The sequence below is a fragment of the Arsenicicoccus bolidensis DSM 15745 genome, assembly GCF_000426385.1.
Taxonomy (GTDB): Bacteria; Actinomycetota; Actinomycetes; order Actinomycetales; family Dermatophilaceae; genus Arsenicicoccus; species Arsenicicoccus bolidensis.
The window spans coordinates 71,769-87,572 of the sequence record NZ_AUFG01000002.1; the positions used below are offsets into that span (position 1 = coordinate 71,769).

Consider the following 15,804-nt stretch of genomic DNA (forward strand, 5'->3'; position numbering starts at 1 on the left):
CAGATGTTTGACACAACGAACTGTGCGCCTGCCACGTCTTTGTGTCAATAGGGAAGCACAAACAACCGCGAGATACTGGCAGGCATGGCCGACTACCGCATCTGCGTCATCTGCTCGGGCAACATCTGCCGCTCCCCCATGGGCGAGGTGATCCTGCGCCACCTGCTCGACGAGGCCGGGCTGGGTGACCGTGTCGAGGTCGACTCGGCCGGCACCGGCGGCTGGCACGAGGGTGACGGCGCCGACCCGCGCACCCTCACCTCGCTGACCAGCGGCGGGTATGACGGCTCCGCCCACCGCGCTCGCCAGTGGCAGCACGCCTGGTATGCCGACCGCGACCTCGTCCTCGTCGCCGACCGCGGGCACGAGCGCGAGCTGCAGCGGCACGCCCCGACCGAGCAGGACCGCGACAAGGTCCGGTTGATGCGGGAGTTCGACGACGACGCCGTGGCGGCGGGGACGCTGGAGGTCGACGACCCGTACTACGGCGACGCGGCGGACTTCGACCGGTGCCGGGACGAGGTCGAGGCGGCGATGCGCGGCGTCGTGGAGCACGTGCGCGAGCAGCTCGACGCCTGAGCCGCGGGCCGGCACCGGTCGCGCACTCGCCGGGCGGCAACGGCGCCGGACGCCCACTCGCCGGACGCCGAGGGGTCGCAGATGCCGGGAATCACGGCGTGTCGCGCGACTATGCGACCCCTCGGTGCGGCGGCGCGCGGCGTCATACGGGCTCGATCTGCCTGACAAGCCGCACCCGCTCTGCTGGACTGGACCCCGTCGCCACCGACCGACCCGCCCGGCCACCCGTCAGACCAGACCGCCAGAACAACTGGACCAGCCAGACTGCCGAGGAGCACCCATGTCCGTCCGCGAGACCCCCTGGCCGCTCGGCACGCCCTGCTGGCCGGACCTGATGTGCGACGACCCGAGGGCGGCGGCGCGGACCTACGCGACGCTCTTCGGGTGGGAGATCGAGGAGGGGCACGACGGCTACCTGCTCGCGCTGCGTGACGGCAGGCGGGTCGCGGGGATCGGGCCCAAGCCGCCGACCGCGCCGTGGCCCGCGGTGTGGACGACCTACCTCGCCGTCGACGACACCGACCGCGTCGCCGCCCTCGAGCGGGAGCACGGTGCCGAGCAGCTCCTCGCCCCGACCGACATCCCGGGCCAGGCGCGGATCGCCCTCCTGGTCGACCCCGCCGGCGCCCACCACGGGCTGTGGCAGGCGGGCGGCCTCGTCGGGGCCGAGCGCTACAACGAGCACGGGTCCCTGGTGTGGAACGAGCTGATGGTGCGCGACCACGAGGAGGCGATGGGCTTCTACGGCGAGGTCTTCGGCCACTCCTACGAGGTGATCGAGGAGGACGACGGGTCCTTCGCCTACGCGCAGGTGGTGACCGCCGACGAGCGGCTGGTGTGCGGGCTGGGGCGCATCGGCGACGAGTACGGCGACCAGTTCCGCCCCCACTGGATGACCTACTTCATGAGCGACGTGCCCGCCGCCACCGTCTCGGCCGTCCAGCGGCTCGGCGGGCGGGTGCTGATGGACGTGGTCGACGGGCCGTTCGGGCAGCTGGCCGTGCTCGAGGGCCCGCAGGGCGAGGTGTTCAGCGTCATCCGCCCGGACCACGTCGACGAGGACTGACCCCCGACCGAACCCGTCCAGGCAGGAAAGTCCGGTCGACCGGCGGCAGGTCCGGCGCGAACTGACTAGGGTCAGGGCCATGGATGCAGCGCAGCGCCTCACGGCCCTCACGGCCGCCGTCGATGCCATCTCGGCCAACGGGACCAACCTGGCCGCCGAGGTCGAGTGCCCCACCTGTCCCGGGTGGACGGTCGAGGACGTCGTCGACCACCTGGGCCGGGTCTATCTCTGGACCGTCGAGGCCACCCGCGGCACCGAGCGCCCATCGATGGGCGAGCGGGAGCAGGGAGACCTGACCCTGGGCGAGTGGTATGCCGACTGCGGCCGCCGCATGCTGGACCGGCTGCGCGAGGCCGACCCCGCCGCCGGGTGCTGGACCTTCGACCGCGACGACCGCACGGTGGGATTCTGGATCCGGCGGCAGCTGCACGAGACGACGATCCACTGGGTCGACCTGGCGCGCGCCCACGGCATCGAGGCCGAGATCAGCGACCACGTCGCCGACGACGGGATCGACGAGCTGCTGCACCTCTTCGTGCCGCGCCGGATCGAGGACCCGCAGACCGCGCTGCCCCTGCCGCTGCAGATCCGCGCCACCGACACGGGATCGGTGTGGTGGGTGCAGGAGGCGGACGGGGTCGTGTCGGCGGGGCGCGGCGAGGAGGGCGAGTCGGTCGCCGAGATCCGCGGCGAGGCGGTGGAGCTCTATCTCGCGCTGTGGGGTCGCAACAGCCGGGAGGCGCTGCACGTCGACGGCGAGGCCGCCCCGGCGCGCGGCTTCCTGGCGCAGCAGCTCTGCCCCTGACCCACCCCGGGGTGCCGGGGCCTCGCGGCACACGACCGGGTCAACGGCGGCGGCGGACCCGCGTCTCGTCCCACACCGGCTCGTCCGACTCGTAGACCTCACCGTCCGCGCCGAACACCAGGAACCGGTCGAAGCCGCGCGCGAACCACCGGTCGTGCGTCACCGCGAGCACCGTGCCGTCGAACGCCGCGAGGCCCTCCTCGAGCGCCTCCGCCGAGTGCAGGTCGAGGTTGTCGGTCGGCTCGTCGAGCAGCAGCAAGGTGGCCCCGGACAGCTCGAGCATCAGGATCTGGAAGCGCGCCTGCTGCCCACCGCTCAGCGAGTCGAAGGTCTGCTCGGAGGATCTCGCGAGCTCGTAGCGGTCGAGCACGCGGGCCGCCTCGTCGCGGGTGCGACCCTGACGGTGGTCGTCGCCTCGGTGGAGGATGTCGAGCAGGGTGCGTCCGGCATACGCGTGGTGCTCGTGCGTCTGCGCGAACCACCCTGGGCGCACCCGGGATCCGAGCCGTGCGACGCCGGTATGACGGACCCTGGGCGGTCGCGCGTCGCCGACCGGGCGGTGCTCGACGTCAGGATCGGATCCGCCGGCCGCGAGCAGCCGCAGGAAGTGCGACTTGCCGGAGCCGTTGGAGCCGAGGACGGCCACGCGCTCGCCGTACCAGACCTCGAGGTCGAACGGCTTCATGAGCGAATCCGCCTGGTCTGCCTGCGGATCCGGCGCGAGGAGCTCGAGCCGCTCGCAGATGACGGCGCGCTTGGCGGTGCGCCCGCCGGTGAGTCGCATGCGGACGTTCTGGTCGCGGGCGACCTTCTCGGGAGGCCCGGCGTCCTCGAAGCGGCGCAGTCGCGTCTGCGCCGCCTGGTAGCGCGCGGCCATGTCCGAGTTGTAGGCCGCCTTCTGCTTGTACATGAGGACGAGCTGCCGGAGCTTGGCATGCTCCTCGTCCCAGCGCTTGAGCTGCTCCTCGAGGCGGGCGTTGCGCTCGGCCCGGGCCTCGTGCCAGGTGGCGAAGCTCGCCGGGTGCGTCCAGGAGCTGGCTCCCGCCGCGCCGGGCTCGAGCGTGACGACGCGAGTCGCCGCCTGGCTCAACAGCTCTCGGTCGTGGCTGACGAACAGCACGGTCTTGGCAGTCTCGCGCAGTCGCAGCTCGAGCCACCGCTTGCCCGGCACGTCGAGGTAGTTGTCGGGCTCGTCGAGCAGGAGCACCTCGTCCGGGCCCCGCAGCAGGGCCTCGAGGACCAGCCGCTTCTGCTCGCCGCCGGACAAGGTCGACGCCGAACGCCACTGCGCCTGCTCGAAGCTCACGCCCAGCGCCGCGACCGTGACCGTGTCCCAGACGGTTTCGTGCTCGTAGCCGCCGGCGTCGCCCCAGTCGGCGAGCGCCTGGGCGTAGGCCATCTGCGTCGGCTCGTCGTCGACCTCCATGATCCGCAGCTCGGCGGCATCGACCGCCTGTGCTGCCAGGCGGATTCGCTGGGGCGCGACCCCGACCAGGAGGTCCCGGACGGTCGAGTCGTCACGCACCGACCCGATGAACTGCCGCATCACGCCCAGCCCGCCGCTGCGCGTCACCGCGCCGCCGTGCGGGTCGAGGTCCCCCGCGATGATCCGCAGCAGGGTGGTCTTGCCGGTGCCGTTGGGGCCGATCAGCGCCACGACCGCCCCGTCGCCGACCCGGAAGCTCACCTCGTCCAGCAACGGCCGCCCGTCGGGGAGGGTGAAGGAGATCTGGTTGAGGTCGACGTGTCCCACCTCGCCACCCTCGCAGCCCGCCGGGTCGCCCCGCCACCCCTTTGACCTACCTCAGGTGGTCACGTCCGCCCGGGTTAGCACGCCAGGCGGATGTGACCACCTGAGGTAGGCACATCCACCTGGGTTCGCACGCCGGCCTGCTACCGACCCGACGCCGCGGGCTTCTGACCTCGCAGGACCGTGCCGTCCTTCAAGGTGAGGTCGAAGGTCGCTGCGGCGGTGTCGGCGCCCTCGGGCAGCTCGGCCGTGAACGCACCGTTCTGCAGGGTGGCCGTGGCGGACCGGCCTCCGGCGTGGACCGTGACGGCCGTGACGTCGACGCCCGCTCGCCCGCTGACGGTCACGAACATCGGACCGCCCTCGGAGGCGCCGCCCCCGTGCGTGATGGCTGCGACCTGGCGGGCCCCGGGCTCGACCTGCGTGCCCTGACCAGCCTGACGCCCCTGGTCGCCGGCGTTGGGGGCGTCCTTGACCACCCGGCCGTCCGTGAGCGTGAGGTCATAGGCCTCGGCGGGGCCGGGAGCGTTCGGAGGAGTCTGCGCCGCGGGCCACCAGGCGGCGAAGCTCCCGCCGGTCACCGTCGCCTGGATGCTCTGGCCGGCGGTGCGGATCGTCACCGCCGTGACGCCCGGGCCGACCCGTTCGGTCGTGAAGGCATAGGTCCCCTCAGGGCCCGAGCTCCTGCCACCGCCCCACCACTCGATCTGCCCCGGCCTGAGCGCGGCGGGGACGGCGGAGTCCTTCGTCGCCAGGCCGCCGGTCGCGCCGTCCACCTGCGACGGGTCGTCCGCGCCGAAGAAGCACTGCTGGGTGCTGCCGTCCGGCGCGCTCATCGCCAGGAACAGGAAGTTCCCCCGCTTCTCGGCGACGACGGTGCGGATGGCGCCCGGGTCCGTGGTCGGTCGCTGGTCGGCAGGCACGTCCTGGGACATGGAGGACAGGCTGCCCCGGAGGCCGTCGCGGCAGGCCTGCTCGGCCGTCGCGCGGGTGGCGGCGTCCACGGGCTGCGGGGTGGCGCTCCACGAGGCGTAGGCGGTCGACCCGCCGACCCCGCCCGGACCGCCGGTGACGGCGAAGACGGTGGCGAGCCCGGCCGCGGCGGCCGCCGGGATCAGCCAGCGGGCGGCGCGACGCCGGCCACCGTGCTCGGGGCGGCCACCGTGCTCGGGGCGGCCACCGTGCTCGGGGCGACCACCGCCTCGGGTGCGGCGACCGCCCCCGAGGTCGCTGACCGGACCCTCGGCGAGCAGGGTCGAGAGCAGGGCGTCCTTGCGCGCGGCCTGGCCCGGCCCGAGGTCGCGGTCGGCGACGTCGAGGGACCGCAGGGCGCGGTCGAGCTGTGCATCGGTGCTGGTCATGACGGGATCTCCTGACGGATGGGTGCGGTGGCGGCGGCCCCGTCGAGATGACGGCGCAGCGCCCGCGAGCGCGCGACAGGCGGTGGCGGTAGGCCGTGGCGCTGATGTCGAGCACCCGGCCGGCGTGCTCGGACGTCAGCCCGTCCAGGGCGGTGAGGGCGATGACCTCCTGGTCGTCGGGATCGAGCAGCGCCCACGCTCGGGCGAGGTCGAGCCTCGAGACGGCAAGGTCGGCGCCGTCGGGCTCGTCCCCCGCGCCGGACGCCACCGTCGCGATGCGGACGCCCAGGGCCTCCTGCCGCCGGTGGGTGCGGTGGTGGTTGAGCAGGCAGTGGTGGGCGATGCCGAACATCCAGGCCCGCGCGTCGTCGAGCGACTCGGGCAGGTCCGCCACCCGGCGCCAGGCGACGGTCATCGCCTCGGCGACCACGTCCTCGGCCCCCGTCACGACGCGTCGTTGGACATAGCGGAGGACGTCCGCGTAAGCGGCGTCATACGCGGCGGTGAAGCGGGCCGCGCTCCCCGCCGAGCTGCTGGGTCTGTGTCTCACACCCCGCTCCTGTCCGGCAGACGCACCGGTGTGCCATGGCACTGCTCATGAACCTACCCCCGGCGGGATCATCAGCCGGGGGAACCAGGGCCGGTCGATGCCTCGGCCCGCGGCGGGTCAGGGGGATCACCCATAGGCCGCCCCCAGGAGCCCCACCTAGGGTGAGGAGCATGACAGCCGAGGGGGAGAGCGTCGCCCGGGGGACCCCGGTGATCCGCACACGCGGCATCACCATGGAGTACCCCCGGGTCCGGGCGCTGGACGATCTGTATCTCGACGTGGGCGACGGGGTCACGGGCCTGGTCGGCGCCAACGGCGCCGGCAAGTCGACCCTCATCAAGGTGCTGCTGGGGCTGCTGCCCCCGACGAGCGGCGACGCGCAGGTGCTCGGCCACGACGTGCGCTCGGAGGGCGCGTCGATCCGGGCCCGCGTCGGCTACATGCCCGAGCACGACTGCCTGCCGGCCGACGTCAGCGCCAGCGAGTTCGTCGTGCACATGGGCCGTATGTCGGGCCTGCCCCACACGGTGGCCCGGGAACGGGCGGCCGACGTGCTGCGGCACGTGGGGCTGGCCGAGGAGCGCTACCGCGTGATGGGCGGCTACTCCACCGGCATGAAGCAGCGGGCCAAGCTCGCCCAGGCGCTCGTGCACGACCCCGACCTCGTCCTGCTCGACGAGCCGACCAACGGCCTCGACCCCGCCAGCCGGGACGACATGCTCGACCTGGTGCGGCGGATCGGGACGGACTTCGGCATCTCGGTGCTCGTCACGAGCCACCTGCTCGGCGAGCTCGAGCGGGTCAGCGACCACGTGATCGTCCTGGACGGCGGGCGGCTGCTGCGGTCCTCGGCGACGTCGGAGTTCACCGAGGCGACGGGCACCCTGCTGGTCGAGGTGCTGGGCACCGCGACCGACCGCGACCGGCTCGGCCAGGCCCTCGCCGAGCGTGGCCTGCAGTGCCACCCCGTCGACAACGCCGTCGAGGTCGTGCCGCCACCCAGCGGTGAGGTCGGCGGGGTCGACATACGAGACCTGGTGCGCGACACGGTGATCGATCTCGACCTGGGGCTGGTGCGCATCCAGGAGGGACGGCACCGGATCCAGGACGTCTTCGCCATCCGCGAGGAGGTGCCGCAGCCATGACCGCCCGCATCCACGACCTCGGCTACCGCGGCTACGACGGCGAGCGCCTCGACGAGGGGGCCGTCGCCCGCTCGCTCTACGTGCTCGGGCTGCGGCACGCGTTCGGCCTCGGCCGGTCGATGAAATCCCGCCTGCTGCCCCTCGGCCTGCTGGCCGTCTCCGTGCTCCCGGCGCTGGTGATGGTCGCGATCACGGTATTCGTCAAGCTGGACCGGCTGCCGATGACCTACGACCGCTACGCCGACACCATGCAGACGATCACCGCGATCTTCGTCGCCGCGCAGGCCCCCGTGCTGTTCTCGCGGGACCTGCGGTTCCGCACCCTCCCGCTCTACCTCGCCCGGCCGATGCGGCGCAGCACCTATGTCCTGACCCGGCTGGCGTCGCTGTTCACCGCCATCCTGATCGTGGTCACGCTGCCGGTGATCGTGCTGTGGCTGGGCGCCCTGCTCGGCCGGCTCCCCTGGCAGGCCCAGACCACCGACATGCTCAAGACCCTGCCCCTGCTGGTGCTCCTGGCCGCCCTCCTCGCGGCGATCGGGGGGCTCCTGTCGAGCCTCACGACCCGGCGCGGGATCGCCGTCGTGGCCATCGTCGCCACGCTGTTCGTCAGCTCGGGGGTCGCCAACTCGATCGCCGCCATCGCCCAGTCCGCCGACGGCTCCACCCCCATCCAAGGCGTGTGGGCCGGCGCGCTGAGCCCGTGGACGCTGGTGGGCGGTCTCGGCACCTGGTGGTTCGACTTCGCGCCCAACCTCGCACCCCCGCGCGACCTCGCCGACGGGGCCGTCTATCTCGGGGTCGCGGCCCTCGTGATCCTCGGTGGGACGGCGCTGCTCCTGCGCCGCTACGCGAAGGTGGGGTCGGCATGAGCACCCTCGCCCTGCACCAGGTCTCGCGCTGGTTCGGCGACCTCGTCGCCGTCAACGACATAACGATGGACATCGGACCCGGAGTCACGGGCCTGCTCGGCCCCAACGGCGCCGGCAAGTCCACCCTGATCGCGCTCATGTCGGGCTTCCTGTCCCCCTCGGCGGGGTCGGTGACGCTCGACGGCGAGCCCACCTGGCGCAACCCCGGCGTCTACCGCCACCTCGGGCTCGTGCCCGAGCGCGAGTCCGTCATGGAGCACCTGACGGGGCGGGCGTTCGTGCGGGCCAACGCCGAGCTGCACGGCCTGCCCGACCCCGGCGCCGCCGCCGAGGCCGCGATGGAGCTCGTCGAGATGAACGACCCGGCGTCGCGGGTCATCCGGACCTACTCCAAGGGCATGCGCCAGCGCATCAAGATGGCCAGCGCGCTCGTCCACGACCCGGCCGTGCTGCTGCTCGACGAACCCTTCAACGGCATGGACCCACGCCAGCGGATGCACCTCATGGAGCTCCTGCGGCGCATGGGGTCCGAGGGCCGGACCGTGCTGTTCAGCTCGCACATCCTCGAGGAAGTCGAGCAGGTCGCCCGGCAGATCGAGGTCGTGGTGGCCGGACGCCACGCGGCGAGCGGCGACTTCGGCGCCATACGGCGTCTCATGACCGACCGACCCAACCACTATGTCGTCCGCTCGTCGGACGACCGCCGGCTCGCCGCCGCCCTGGTCGCCGACCCGTGCGTCCGCGGAGTCTCGTTGCGGCCCAAGGGCGGTCTGGACGTCGAGGCCGTCGACTTCGGCCGGTTCACCCACGTGCTGCCCCGCGTCTCGCGCGACCTCTCGGTCCGCCTGATCGAGGTCAGCCCCACCGACGAGTCGCTGGAGAGCGTCTTCTCCTACCTGGTGTCCTCATGAATCCCACCGTGATCCGCCTCGCCTTCTCCTCCCTGCTCGGCCGCAGCCGATCCCTCGGGCTGCTCGCGCTGCCGCTCGTGCTCCTCGCGGTCTGCCTGCTCGCCCGGCTGGCCGGCGGGGAGCCGCAGTCCACCGACGGCACCCTCGGACGCGCCGTCATGTCCGGGCTCGGGCTCGCCGTCGTCGTCCCCATGCTGGCCCTGCTCGTCGCCGCCCAGCTGCTCGGCAACGAGATGGACGACGGCACCATCGCCTACCTGCTGTCCAAGCCGATCCCCCGCTGGCACATCGTCGTCAGCAAGCTCATCACCGCGATCACGGCGACGCTGCTGCTCGGGGCGGTGCCGATGATGCTCGCCTCGCTGGTCCTCGACCACACCGACCTCGGCAAGGCGCTCGGGTGGGGGGTGGGTGCGGCGGTGGCGTCCGTGGCCTACTCGGCGCTGTTCCTCGCGCTGTCGTCGATGACCAAGCACTCTGTCGTGTGGGGCCTGATGTACCTCCTCGTCTGGGAGGGTGCCCTCGCCACCCTGCTCGAGGGCATCTCCTGGCTCAGCATCCGGTCGTGGAGCACCCGCATCGCCGGCTGGGCGGGCGACATGTCGGTGATCAGCGTCGACAGCGCGCCCCTCGGCTATGCCTGGATCGCGTCGGGCGTGGTGCTCGTGGCGGGGACCGCGTGGGCGGCATACCGCCTGCGCGGCCTGTCGATCACCGGGGACGACTGACCTGGCCGCGGTGCCGGCCGGACATCTCGCCGACGTCAGGCCGCCCGCCTGCCCGGAGCGCTCCCGACAGCGTTCGTGCGCTCGCAGCTCACGAACTGCCGGTCTCAGGCGCCGAAATCGGACGTTCGTGAGCTCGGAGCGCACATCTGCACGTTCACGACGCCGGCGCCGTGCAGAGTCAGCGCTCCCAGCGCGGCCCCCGCACGCCCCCACGACCCGCACCGTGCACAGTCAGCGCTCCCAGCGCTCCCAGCGCTCCCAGCGCACCCGAGGCGCGGGCTCGCGTCATGCGGTGGCCACGAGGGGCGGCGGGCGGCTCGCCATACGGGCTGGAGGGGTCAGGACCGGCCCGCCCGCACGATCGGGTGGACTCGGCCACCGTGATGAGTAGCGTTCTCCACCCGATGACGACGAGCCAGGGAACGGGTGGATTCGGCCACCGTGATGGGTGGCGTTCTCCACCCGACGAGGACGCGCCAGGGATCCGCCTGGGTTCGACACATCGACCTGGCGTGCCAACCCAGGTCGATGTGACTACCTGAGGTAGGTCAGGAGGTGGGGACGTTGGCCTCCAGCTCGGTCAGCCAGAGGCGCGGCGAGGCGTCGGAGGGCATGCGCCAGTCGCCGCGAGGTGACAGCGAGCCGCCGTTGACGACCTTGGGGGCGTTGGGCAGCGCCGAGCGCTTGAACTGCTGCGTCACGAACCGCTTGCAGAACACCTCGAGCCAGCGCCGGATCTCGGCCAGGTCGTAGGCGACCCGCTGGTCCTCGGGGAACCCGGGCGGCCACTCCCCTGCCTCGGCGTCGTGCCAGGCGTGCCACGCGAGGAACGCGATCTTGGACGGGCGGTAGCCGCGCCGCAGCACGTGGTAGAGCGAGAAGTCCTGCAGCGCATAGGGGCCGATGGACGCCTCGGTCGACTGGGGCTTCTCGCCCTCGCGCGTCGGCACGAGCTCCGGCGTGATCTCGGTGCCGAGGATCGACGTCAGGGTCTCCCCCACCTCGTCCGAGAACTGGCCCGACGTCACGACCCAGCGGATGAGGTGCTGCATCAGCGTCTTGGGCACGCCGGTGTTGACGCCGTAGTGGGACATCTGGTCGCCGACGCCGTAGGTGCACCAGCCGAGCGCGAGCTCGGACAGGTCGCCCGTGCCCACGACGATGCCGCCCTGGTGGTTGGCGAGGCGGAAGAGGTAGTCGTAGCGCAGCCCAGCCTGGACGTTCTCGAACGTGACGTCGTAGACCTCCTCGCCGCGCCCGAAGGGGTGGCCCATGTCCGTCAGCATCTGCGTGGCGGCCGGCCGGATGTCGAGCTCGGCGAAGGTCACCCCGAGCTGCTCGGAGAGGCGCTGCGCGTTGGTCTTGGTGTGCTCGGTCGTCGCGAACCCCGGCATCGTGTAGGCCAGGATGTCGCTGCGCGGACGCCCGAGCCGGTCCATCGCCTGCGCGCACACGAGCAGCGCGTGGGTCGAGTCCAGGCCGCCCGAGACCCCGATCACGGCCTTGGGCTGACCGATCGCCCGCATCCGCTGCTCGAGCCCGGACACCTGGATGTTGTAGGCCTCGTAGCAGTCCAGCGCCAGCCGCTCCGCCTCGTCCGGGACGAACGGGAAGCGGTCGACCTTGCGCCGCAGGCCGATGTCGCCGGTGGGCGGCTCGAGCGCGAACTCGACCGTGCGGAAGGCGGACACGCGGTCGGCGTGGGTGCGGCGGTTGTCGTCGAAGGTGCCCTGCCGCAGCCGCTCCGCCACGAGCCGCTCCAGGTCGACGTCGGCCACCGAGCGGGCCGGGCCGGCCGGGAAGCGCTCGGACTCGCCGAGCAGGTCGCCGTTCTCGTAGACGAAGGTCTGCCCGTCCCAGGACAGGTCGGTGGTCGACTCACCTTCGCCGGCCGCGGCATACAGGTATGCCGCCAGGCACCGCGACGAGGCGGAGCGCGCGAGGAGCTTGCGGTCCTCGGCGCGGGCCACCGTGATCGGGGATCCGGACAGGTTGGCGAGGATCGTGGCGCCGGCGAGCGCGGCCTCGGCCGACGGCGGCACGGGCACCCACATGTCCTCGCACACCTCGACGTGCAGCACGAAGCCCGGCACGTCGGTCGCGTCGAAGAGCAGGTCCGGGCCGAACGGCACGCGGACGCCTGCGACCTCGATCTCGCCGCGGACGTCGTCGCCGGGTGCGAAGTGCCGCCGCTCGTAGAACTCGCGGTAGGTCGGCAGGTTGGACTTGGGGGCGACGCCGAGGACGCGTCCGCGGTGGATGACGACGGCGCAGTTGTAGAGCCGGTTGCGCCAGGCGAGCGGGGCGCCGACGACGAGCACCGGTGTCAGCGAAGCGGTCTCGTCGACGATGCGGGTGAGCTCGCGACCCACCGCTTCGAGGAGGGGCTGCTGCAGGAGCAGGTCCTCGAGCGCATAGCCCGACACCGCGAGCTCGGGGAAGACGCCGAGCGCCACACCGTCGTCGTGCAGCTCGCGCGCCACGGCGACGATCGAGTCGGCGTTGCGGGCGGGATCGGCGATCGCGGTCGGTGCGGTGCAGGCGGCCACGCGCGCGAAGCCGTGGTGGTAGGCGCTGTAGAACGACTCGGCTGGCATCCCGCCATCCTGCCACCCACCCCGCGCGGAGCCCTGCTGGTCGCCCCTCCACGCGCCATTGGTCACCAATGACGTCCCAGAGCCATGCTTGAACGATCCAAAACGTCACTGGTGACCAATGGTGGAGGCCTGATCGGGCGGTTGGGGATCCTGGGCCGTATGGCGGAGGGGCCTACCGCGTCTGGGGTCGCCGCCCGGTGGCCCGGCCACGGCGCGGGCGATGCTGCGCTGCGACGCCCTGGGCCACGAGCAGGTCGGTGCGATAGGGGATCACCTCGCGCAGGTAGATCGTGGTGGAGGTGCGAATCACGCCGGGCGACAGGCGGATCAGCTCCGAGACGCGATAGAGGTCGTCGGGGCCGGTGGCCACCACGCGGACCAGCAGGTCCGTCTCGCCGGCCGGCGCCATGCACTCGACGACCTCGGGGATGCGGCTGAGCGACGCGATGGCGGCGTCGATCTGGTGCTGGTCGAGCTCGGCCGCCACGTGCGCCGAGACGCCGTAGCCCAACGACTCCGGCGTGACGCGGGACGAGTGCCGTCGCAGGACCCCGTCCTCGCGCAGCCGCTCGAGCCGGGCCTGCACCGTGCCGCGGGCGAGGCCGGTGCGCTGCGCGAGCAGCATCACCGTCATGCGGGGATCCTCGTCGAGCGCCAGCACGATCCGACGGTCGGTCTCGTCCAGGGCCATGAACGCCTCCTGTCCCACCACGCCCTCGCGCGGTGGTCGGTCTGATCGATGTTGCGCACCTCGCCGCGCGCGGATCGATCATATCGACCAATGACGGTGTTGGCTGTTGCGCAGGTTGATCGTCATACGGTCTGATCGAGGTCAGCAGGGTCGACGGGACACCATCTCGACGACCCGGGCCGGCCTCACCACCACGAGCGTCGACCCGAGAGGAACGGCGCGACGCCCACGAGGCCGAGCGGCGGACCAGCCGGCAGCGCACCCGCTGCGGACCTCCTCGAGAGCACCAGCGCCAGGGGCGCCGACGACACCGTCGGCGCCCCTGCTGCATGCGGACCTACCCCAGGTAGTCACATCGACCGGCGTTAGCACGCCAGGCGAGTGTGACTACCTCAGGTAGGTCCGGCGGATGACAAGAATCCTTGACATGCGAGGCGCCCCCGGCATACGGTCGAGAAGTCAAGCATCCTTGACATCGGCGATCAGGAGGGGCGATGCCCGACAGTCCGCTGCGTACGCGCCGCCAGGCCGCCGGCCTCACGCAGGCCGACCTGGCCGCGAGCGTCGGCGTCTCGCGGCAGACCGTCGTGGCGATGGAGCGCGGCGACTACGCACCCAGCGTCTATCTCGCCCTCCGCACCGCCCGCGCCCTGCACACCACGGTGGAGGAGATCTTCACCCTCGACCAGGAGGACCACGCATGACCCAGCGCAGCACACGGCCCGGCCGGCTCGAGCGGCTCGGCGACCGGTTCCTCAACCTGGACTCGCCGACCTACGGCGACGAGCGCGAGCGCGCGGTCGTCCTCGCGGCCTCGTCCCTCGCCGCCTCCGTCGGCCTGGTCGCGCTCATGGCCTTCACGATCCTGCTGGCCCTCACGGGACTGCCCACCGTCGGCTTCGCCCTGTGGATCCTGGCCGTGCTGATCTCCCTCACGATGACGGGCTACGCCAAGGCCAAGGGGGTCGACATCCAGGCGCTCGGGAGCCGAGGGTCGGGGCGGCTGACGACGTGGGCGACCATCGCGAGCTTCGGCACCGTGCTGGTCTGGGTCCTCGCGACCTACTACTGGGTCACGAACGGCCACGGCGTGCTGCCCGTGAACTGGTCCCCGGACCTCAGCACACCCGCCGGGAGCGGCGACCAGCGGGGCTGGCTCCGATCGATGCTGGTCGGCGCCGTCGGCGGAGGACTCGTCGGCACCGTGTGGATGCTGATCGACAACGCCCGCCGGCGCAAGGCCGCTCGCGCCCAGCTCGAGGAGTCCGACCGCCGGGAGCTGCCCGACGAGGACTGAGCGGCGGGCGGCATACGGCCTGGCTGGCAGAATGACGACCATGGCCTCCCTCGCTGACGTGACCCCTCCCATCGCCCTCGGTGCCCTCGACGGTCGCTATCGCAAGGCCGTCGCGCCGCTGGTCGACCACCTGTCCGAGGCCGCGCTCAACCGGACGCGCGTGCACGTCGAGGTCGAGTGGCTGATCCACCTCACGCAGCACCAGGTCGTGCCGGGCGTCCGCCGGCTCACGGACGACGAGGTTGCCCGGCTGCGAGCGGTCGTCACCGACTTCGGGGCCGAGGACATCGCCGAGCTCGCCGAGATCGAGCGCGAGACCGTCCACGACGTCAAGGCGGTCGAGTACTACCTGCAGCGCCGCGTCGACCGGATCGCCCCGGGCGACGCCGCGCAGCTCAAGCAGCTCATCCACTTCTGCTGCACGAGCGAGGACATCAACAACCTCAGCTATGCCCTGATGATCCAGGGGGCGGTCCGCGAGGTGTGGCTGCCCAAGGCCCGGTCGGTCGTGGACCAGCTCGCCGAGATGGCGCGGGCGCTGCGCGACGTCCCGCTGCTCGCCCACACGCACGGCCAGCCGGCCACGCCCACGACCATGGGCAAGGAGATCGCCGTCATGGCGCACCGCCTCGGCCGGCAGCTGCGGCGGATCGAGGGCCAGGAGTTCCTCGGCAAGCTCAACGGCGCCACCGGCACGTATGGCGCCCACCTCGCCGCCGTCCCCGACGCCGACTGGGCCGCGATCTCCGAGGCCTTCGTCGAGGGGCTCGGCCTCACCTGGAACCCCCTCACCACGCAAATCGAGAGCCACGACTGGCAGGCCGAGCTGTATGCCGACACCGCCCGCTTCAACCGGATCCTGCACAACGTGTGCACCGACTTCTGGACCTACATCTCCATGGGCTACTACGCGCAGGTGCGCGGCCAGGGCACGGTCGGGTCGAGCACGATGCCGCACAAGGTCAACCCGATCCGCTTCGAGAACGCCGAGGCCAACCTCGAGGTGTCGTGCGCGCTGCTCGACGTGCTGGGGTACACGCTGGTGCAGTCGCGGCTGCAGCGTGACCTGACCGACTCCTCCATGCAGCGCAACGTCGGGACGGCATACGGCCACTCGATGCTGGCCCTGGACAACGTGGCTCGCGGCCTCGCCGGTCTGGACGCGGTCCCGGCCCGCATGGCCGCCGACCTCGACGGCAACTGGGAGGTGCTCGGCGAGCCGGTCCAGTCGGCGATGCGGGCGCTCGGGGCGCAGGGCGTCGCGGGGATGGACAACCCCTACGAGCGGCTCAAGGAGCTGACCCGCGGGCGCCGCATCGGGCAGACCGAGCTCGTGGAGTTCGTGCGCGGGCTGGGGCTGCCCACGGAGGTCGAGGAGCGGCTCGCCGCCATGACCCCGCAGACCTATGTCGGCCACGCCTCGGAGCTGGTCGATCGCCTCGGCTGACAGGA

Annotated in this window: 14 protein-coding genes and 1 pseudogene; 10 read left to right on the forward strand and 5 right to left on the reverse strand. The window is 72.1% G+C overall.

The features are described from left to right. Positions 1 to 84: 84 nt before the first annotated feature. From K313_RS0101710 to K313_RS21915, 3 genes are all read left to right on the forward strand, one after another. Complete coding sequence (locus K313_RS0101710; RefSeq protein WP_029210163.1) at positions 85 to 579, forward strand: low molecular weight protein-tyrosine-phosphatase; 495 nt, start codon at positions 85 to 87, stop codon at positions 577 to 579. A gap of 280 nt (positions 580 to 859) precedes the next feature. After that, the gene (locus tag K313_RS0101715) at positions 860 to 1,645 is read left to right on the forward strand and encodes a VOC family protein (RefSeq protein ID WP_029210164.1); all 786 of its coding nucleotides are present in this window, start codon (positions 860 to 862) and stop codon (positions 1,643 to 1,645) included. Positions 1,646 to 1,724: 79 nt separating this feature from the next. After that, positions 1,725 to 2,450, forward strand: a complete 726-nt coding sequence (locus K313_RS21915; protein ID WP_029210165.1) for a maleylpyruvate isomerase family mycothiol-dependent enzyme — start codon at positions 1,725 to 1,727, stop codon at positions 2,448 to 2,450. 40 nt (positions 2,451 to 2,490) lie between these two features. On the opposite strand, the gene K313_RS0101725 is transcribed toward K313_RS21915, so the two are convergent. The 3 genes and pseudogenes from K313_RS0101725 to K313_RS24350 form a co-directional block, all read right to left on the reverse strand. Further along, a complete protein-coding gene (locus K313_RS0101725; RefSeq protein WP_029210166.1) occupies positions 2,491 to 4,203 on the reverse strand; it encodes an ABC-F family ATP-binding cassette domain-containing protein in 1,713 nt (570 codons plus the stop codon). 140 nt (positions 4,204 to 4,343) lie between these two features. Beyond that, positions 4,344 to 5,561: a hypothetical protein gene (locus tag K313_RS0101730; RefSeq protein WP_029210167.1), complete on the reverse strand. Its 1,218-nt coding sequence runs from the start codon at positions 5,559 to 5,561 to the stop codon at positions 4,344 to 4,346. 115 nt (positions 5,562 to 5,676) lie between these two features. Then, a pseudogene (locus K313_RS24350) lies at positions 5,677 to 6,153 on the reverse strand (RNA polymerase sigma factor); the annotation flags it as partial. 128 nt (positions 6,154 to 6,281) lie between these two features. On the opposite strand from K313_RS24350, the gene K313_RS0101740 reads away from it, so the two are divergent. The 4 genes from K313_RS0101740 to K313_RS0101755 are packed head-to-tail and all read left to right on the forward strand — an operon-like array spanning position 6,282 to position 9,767. After that, on the forward strand, positions 6,282 to 7,256 hold the full coding sequence (locus tag K313_RS0101740; RefSeq protein WP_051273959.1) for an ABC transporter ATP-binding protein: 975 nt from the start codon (positions 6,282 to 6,284) through the stop codon (positions 7,254 to 7,256). Then, the gene (locus K313_RS0101745; RefSeq protein ID WP_029210170.1) at positions 7,253 to 8,128 is read left to right on the forward strand and encodes a hypothetical protein; all 876 of its coding nucleotides are present in this window, start codon (positions 7,253 to 7,255) and stop codon (positions 8,126 to 8,128) included. Before K313_RS0101740 ends, K313_RS0101745 begins: the two co-directional genes overlap by 4 nt. Further along, on the forward strand, positions 8,125 to 9,039 hold the full coding sequence (locus K313_RS0101750; RefSeq protein WP_029210171.1) for an ABC transporter ATP-binding protein: 915 nt from the start codon (positions 8,125 to 8,127) through the stop codon (positions 9,037 to 9,039). The genes K313_RS0101745 and K313_RS0101750 overlap by 4 nt, the downstream gene beginning before the upstream one ends. Beyond that, on the forward strand, positions 9,036 to 9,767 hold the full coding sequence (locus tag K313_RS0101755; protein ID WP_029210172.1) for an ABC transporter permease subunit: 732 nt from the start codon (positions 9,036 to 9,038) through the stop codon (positions 9,765 to 9,767). Before K313_RS0101750 ends, K313_RS0101755 begins: the two co-directional genes overlap by 4 nt. Positions 9,768 to 10,315: 548 nt before the next feature. Here K313_RS0101755 and K313_RS0101760 read toward each other — a convergent pair. Both K313_RS0101760 and K313_RS0101765 read right to left on the reverse strand, forming a co-directional pair. After that, a complete protein-coding gene (locus K313_RS0101760; RefSeq protein WP_029210173.1) occupies positions 10,316 to 12,364 on the reverse strand; it encodes an NAD(+) synthase in 2,049 nt (682 codons plus the stop codon). A gap of 172 nt (positions 12,365 to 12,536) precedes the next feature. Then, positions 12,537 to 13,055: an Lrp/AsnC family transcriptional regulator gene (locus tag K313_RS0101765; protein WP_019285356.1), complete on the reverse strand. Its 519-nt coding sequence runs from the start codon at positions 13,053 to 13,055 to the stop codon at positions 12,537 to 12,539. A gap of 494 nt (positions 13,056 to 13,549) precedes the next feature. On the opposite strand from K313_RS0101765, the gene K313_RS0101770 reads away from it, so the two are divergent. Genes K313_RS0101770 through purB form a run of 3 tightly spaced genes read left to right on the forward strand, consistent with a single transcriptional unit; the run spans position 13,550 to position 15,799 of the window. Continuing rightward, the gene (locus K313_RS0101770) at positions 13,550 to 13,759 is read left to right on the forward strand and encodes a helix-turn-helix transcriptional regulator (RefSeq protein WP_019285357.1); all 210 of its coding nucleotides are present in this window, start codon (positions 13,550 to 13,552) and stop codon (positions 13,757 to 13,759) included. Further along, complete coding sequence (locus tag K313_RS0101775) at positions 13,756 to 14,352, forward strand: hypothetical protein (protein ID WP_029210174.1); 597 nt, start codon at positions 13,756 to 13,758, stop codon at positions 14,350 to 14,352. Before K313_RS0101770 ends, K313_RS0101775 begins: the two co-directional genes overlap by 4 nt. Before the next feature lie 31 nt (positions 14,353 to 14,383). Further along, positions 14,384 to 15,799: an adenylosuccinate lyase gene (purB, locus tag K313_RS0101780; protein ID WP_420804892.1), complete on the forward strand. Its 1,416-nt coding sequence runs from the start codon at positions 14,384 to 14,386 to the stop codon at positions 15,797 to 15,799. Positions 15,800 to 15,804: the final 5 nt, after the last annotated feature.

Coding starts and splice junctions, on each gene's coding strand:
- K313_RS0101710 (WP_029210163.1), top strand. CDS start 85: ATGGCCGACTACCGCATCTGCGTCATCTGCTCGGGCAACATCTGCCGC.
- K313_RS0101715 (WP_029210164.1), top strand. CDS start 860: ATGTCCGTCCGCGAGACCCCCTGGCCGCTCGGCACGCCCTGCTGGCCG.
- K313_RS21915 (WP_029210165.1), top strand. CDS start 1,725: ATGGATGCAGCGCAGCGCCTCACGGCCCTCACGGCCGCCGTCGATGCC.
- K313_RS0101730 (WP_029210167.1), bottom strand. CDS start 5,561: ATGACCAGCACCGATGCACAGCTCGACCGCGCCCTGCGGTCCCTCGAC.
- K313_RS0101740 (WP_051273959.1), top strand. CDS start 6,282: ATGACAGCCGAGGGGGAGAGCGTCGCCCGGGGGACCCCGGTGATCCGC.
- K313_RS0101745 (WP_029210170.1), top strand. CDS start 7,253: ATGACCGCCCGCATCCACGACCTCGGCTACCGCGGCTACGACGGCGAG.
- K313_RS0101750 (WP_029210171.1), top strand. CDS start 8,125: ATGAGCACCCTCGCCCTGCACCAGGTCTCGCGCTGGTTCGGCGACCTC.
- K313_RS0101755 (WP_029210172.1), top strand. CDS start 9,036: ATGAATCCCACCGTGATCCGCCTCGCCTTCTCCTCCCTGCTCGGCCGC.
- K313_RS0101760 (WP_029210173.1), bottom strand. CDS start 12,364: ATGCCAGCCGAGTCGTTCTACAGCGCCTACCACCACGGCTTCGCGCGC.
- K313_RS0101765 (WP_019285356.1), bottom strand. CDS start 13,055: ATGGCCCTGGACGAGACCGACCGTCGGATCGTGCTGGCGCTCGACGAG.
- K313_RS0101770 (WP_019285357.1), top strand. CDS start 13,550: ATGCCCGACAGTCCGCTGCGTACGCGCCGCCAGGCCGCCGGCCTCACG.
- K313_RS0101775 (WP_029210174.1), top strand. CDS start 13,756: ATGACCCAGCGCAGCACACGGCCCGGCCGGCTCGAGCGGCTCGGCGAC.
- purB (WP_420804892.1), top strand. CDS start 14,384: ATGACGACCATGGCCTCCCTCGCTGACGTGACCCCTCCCATCGCCCTC.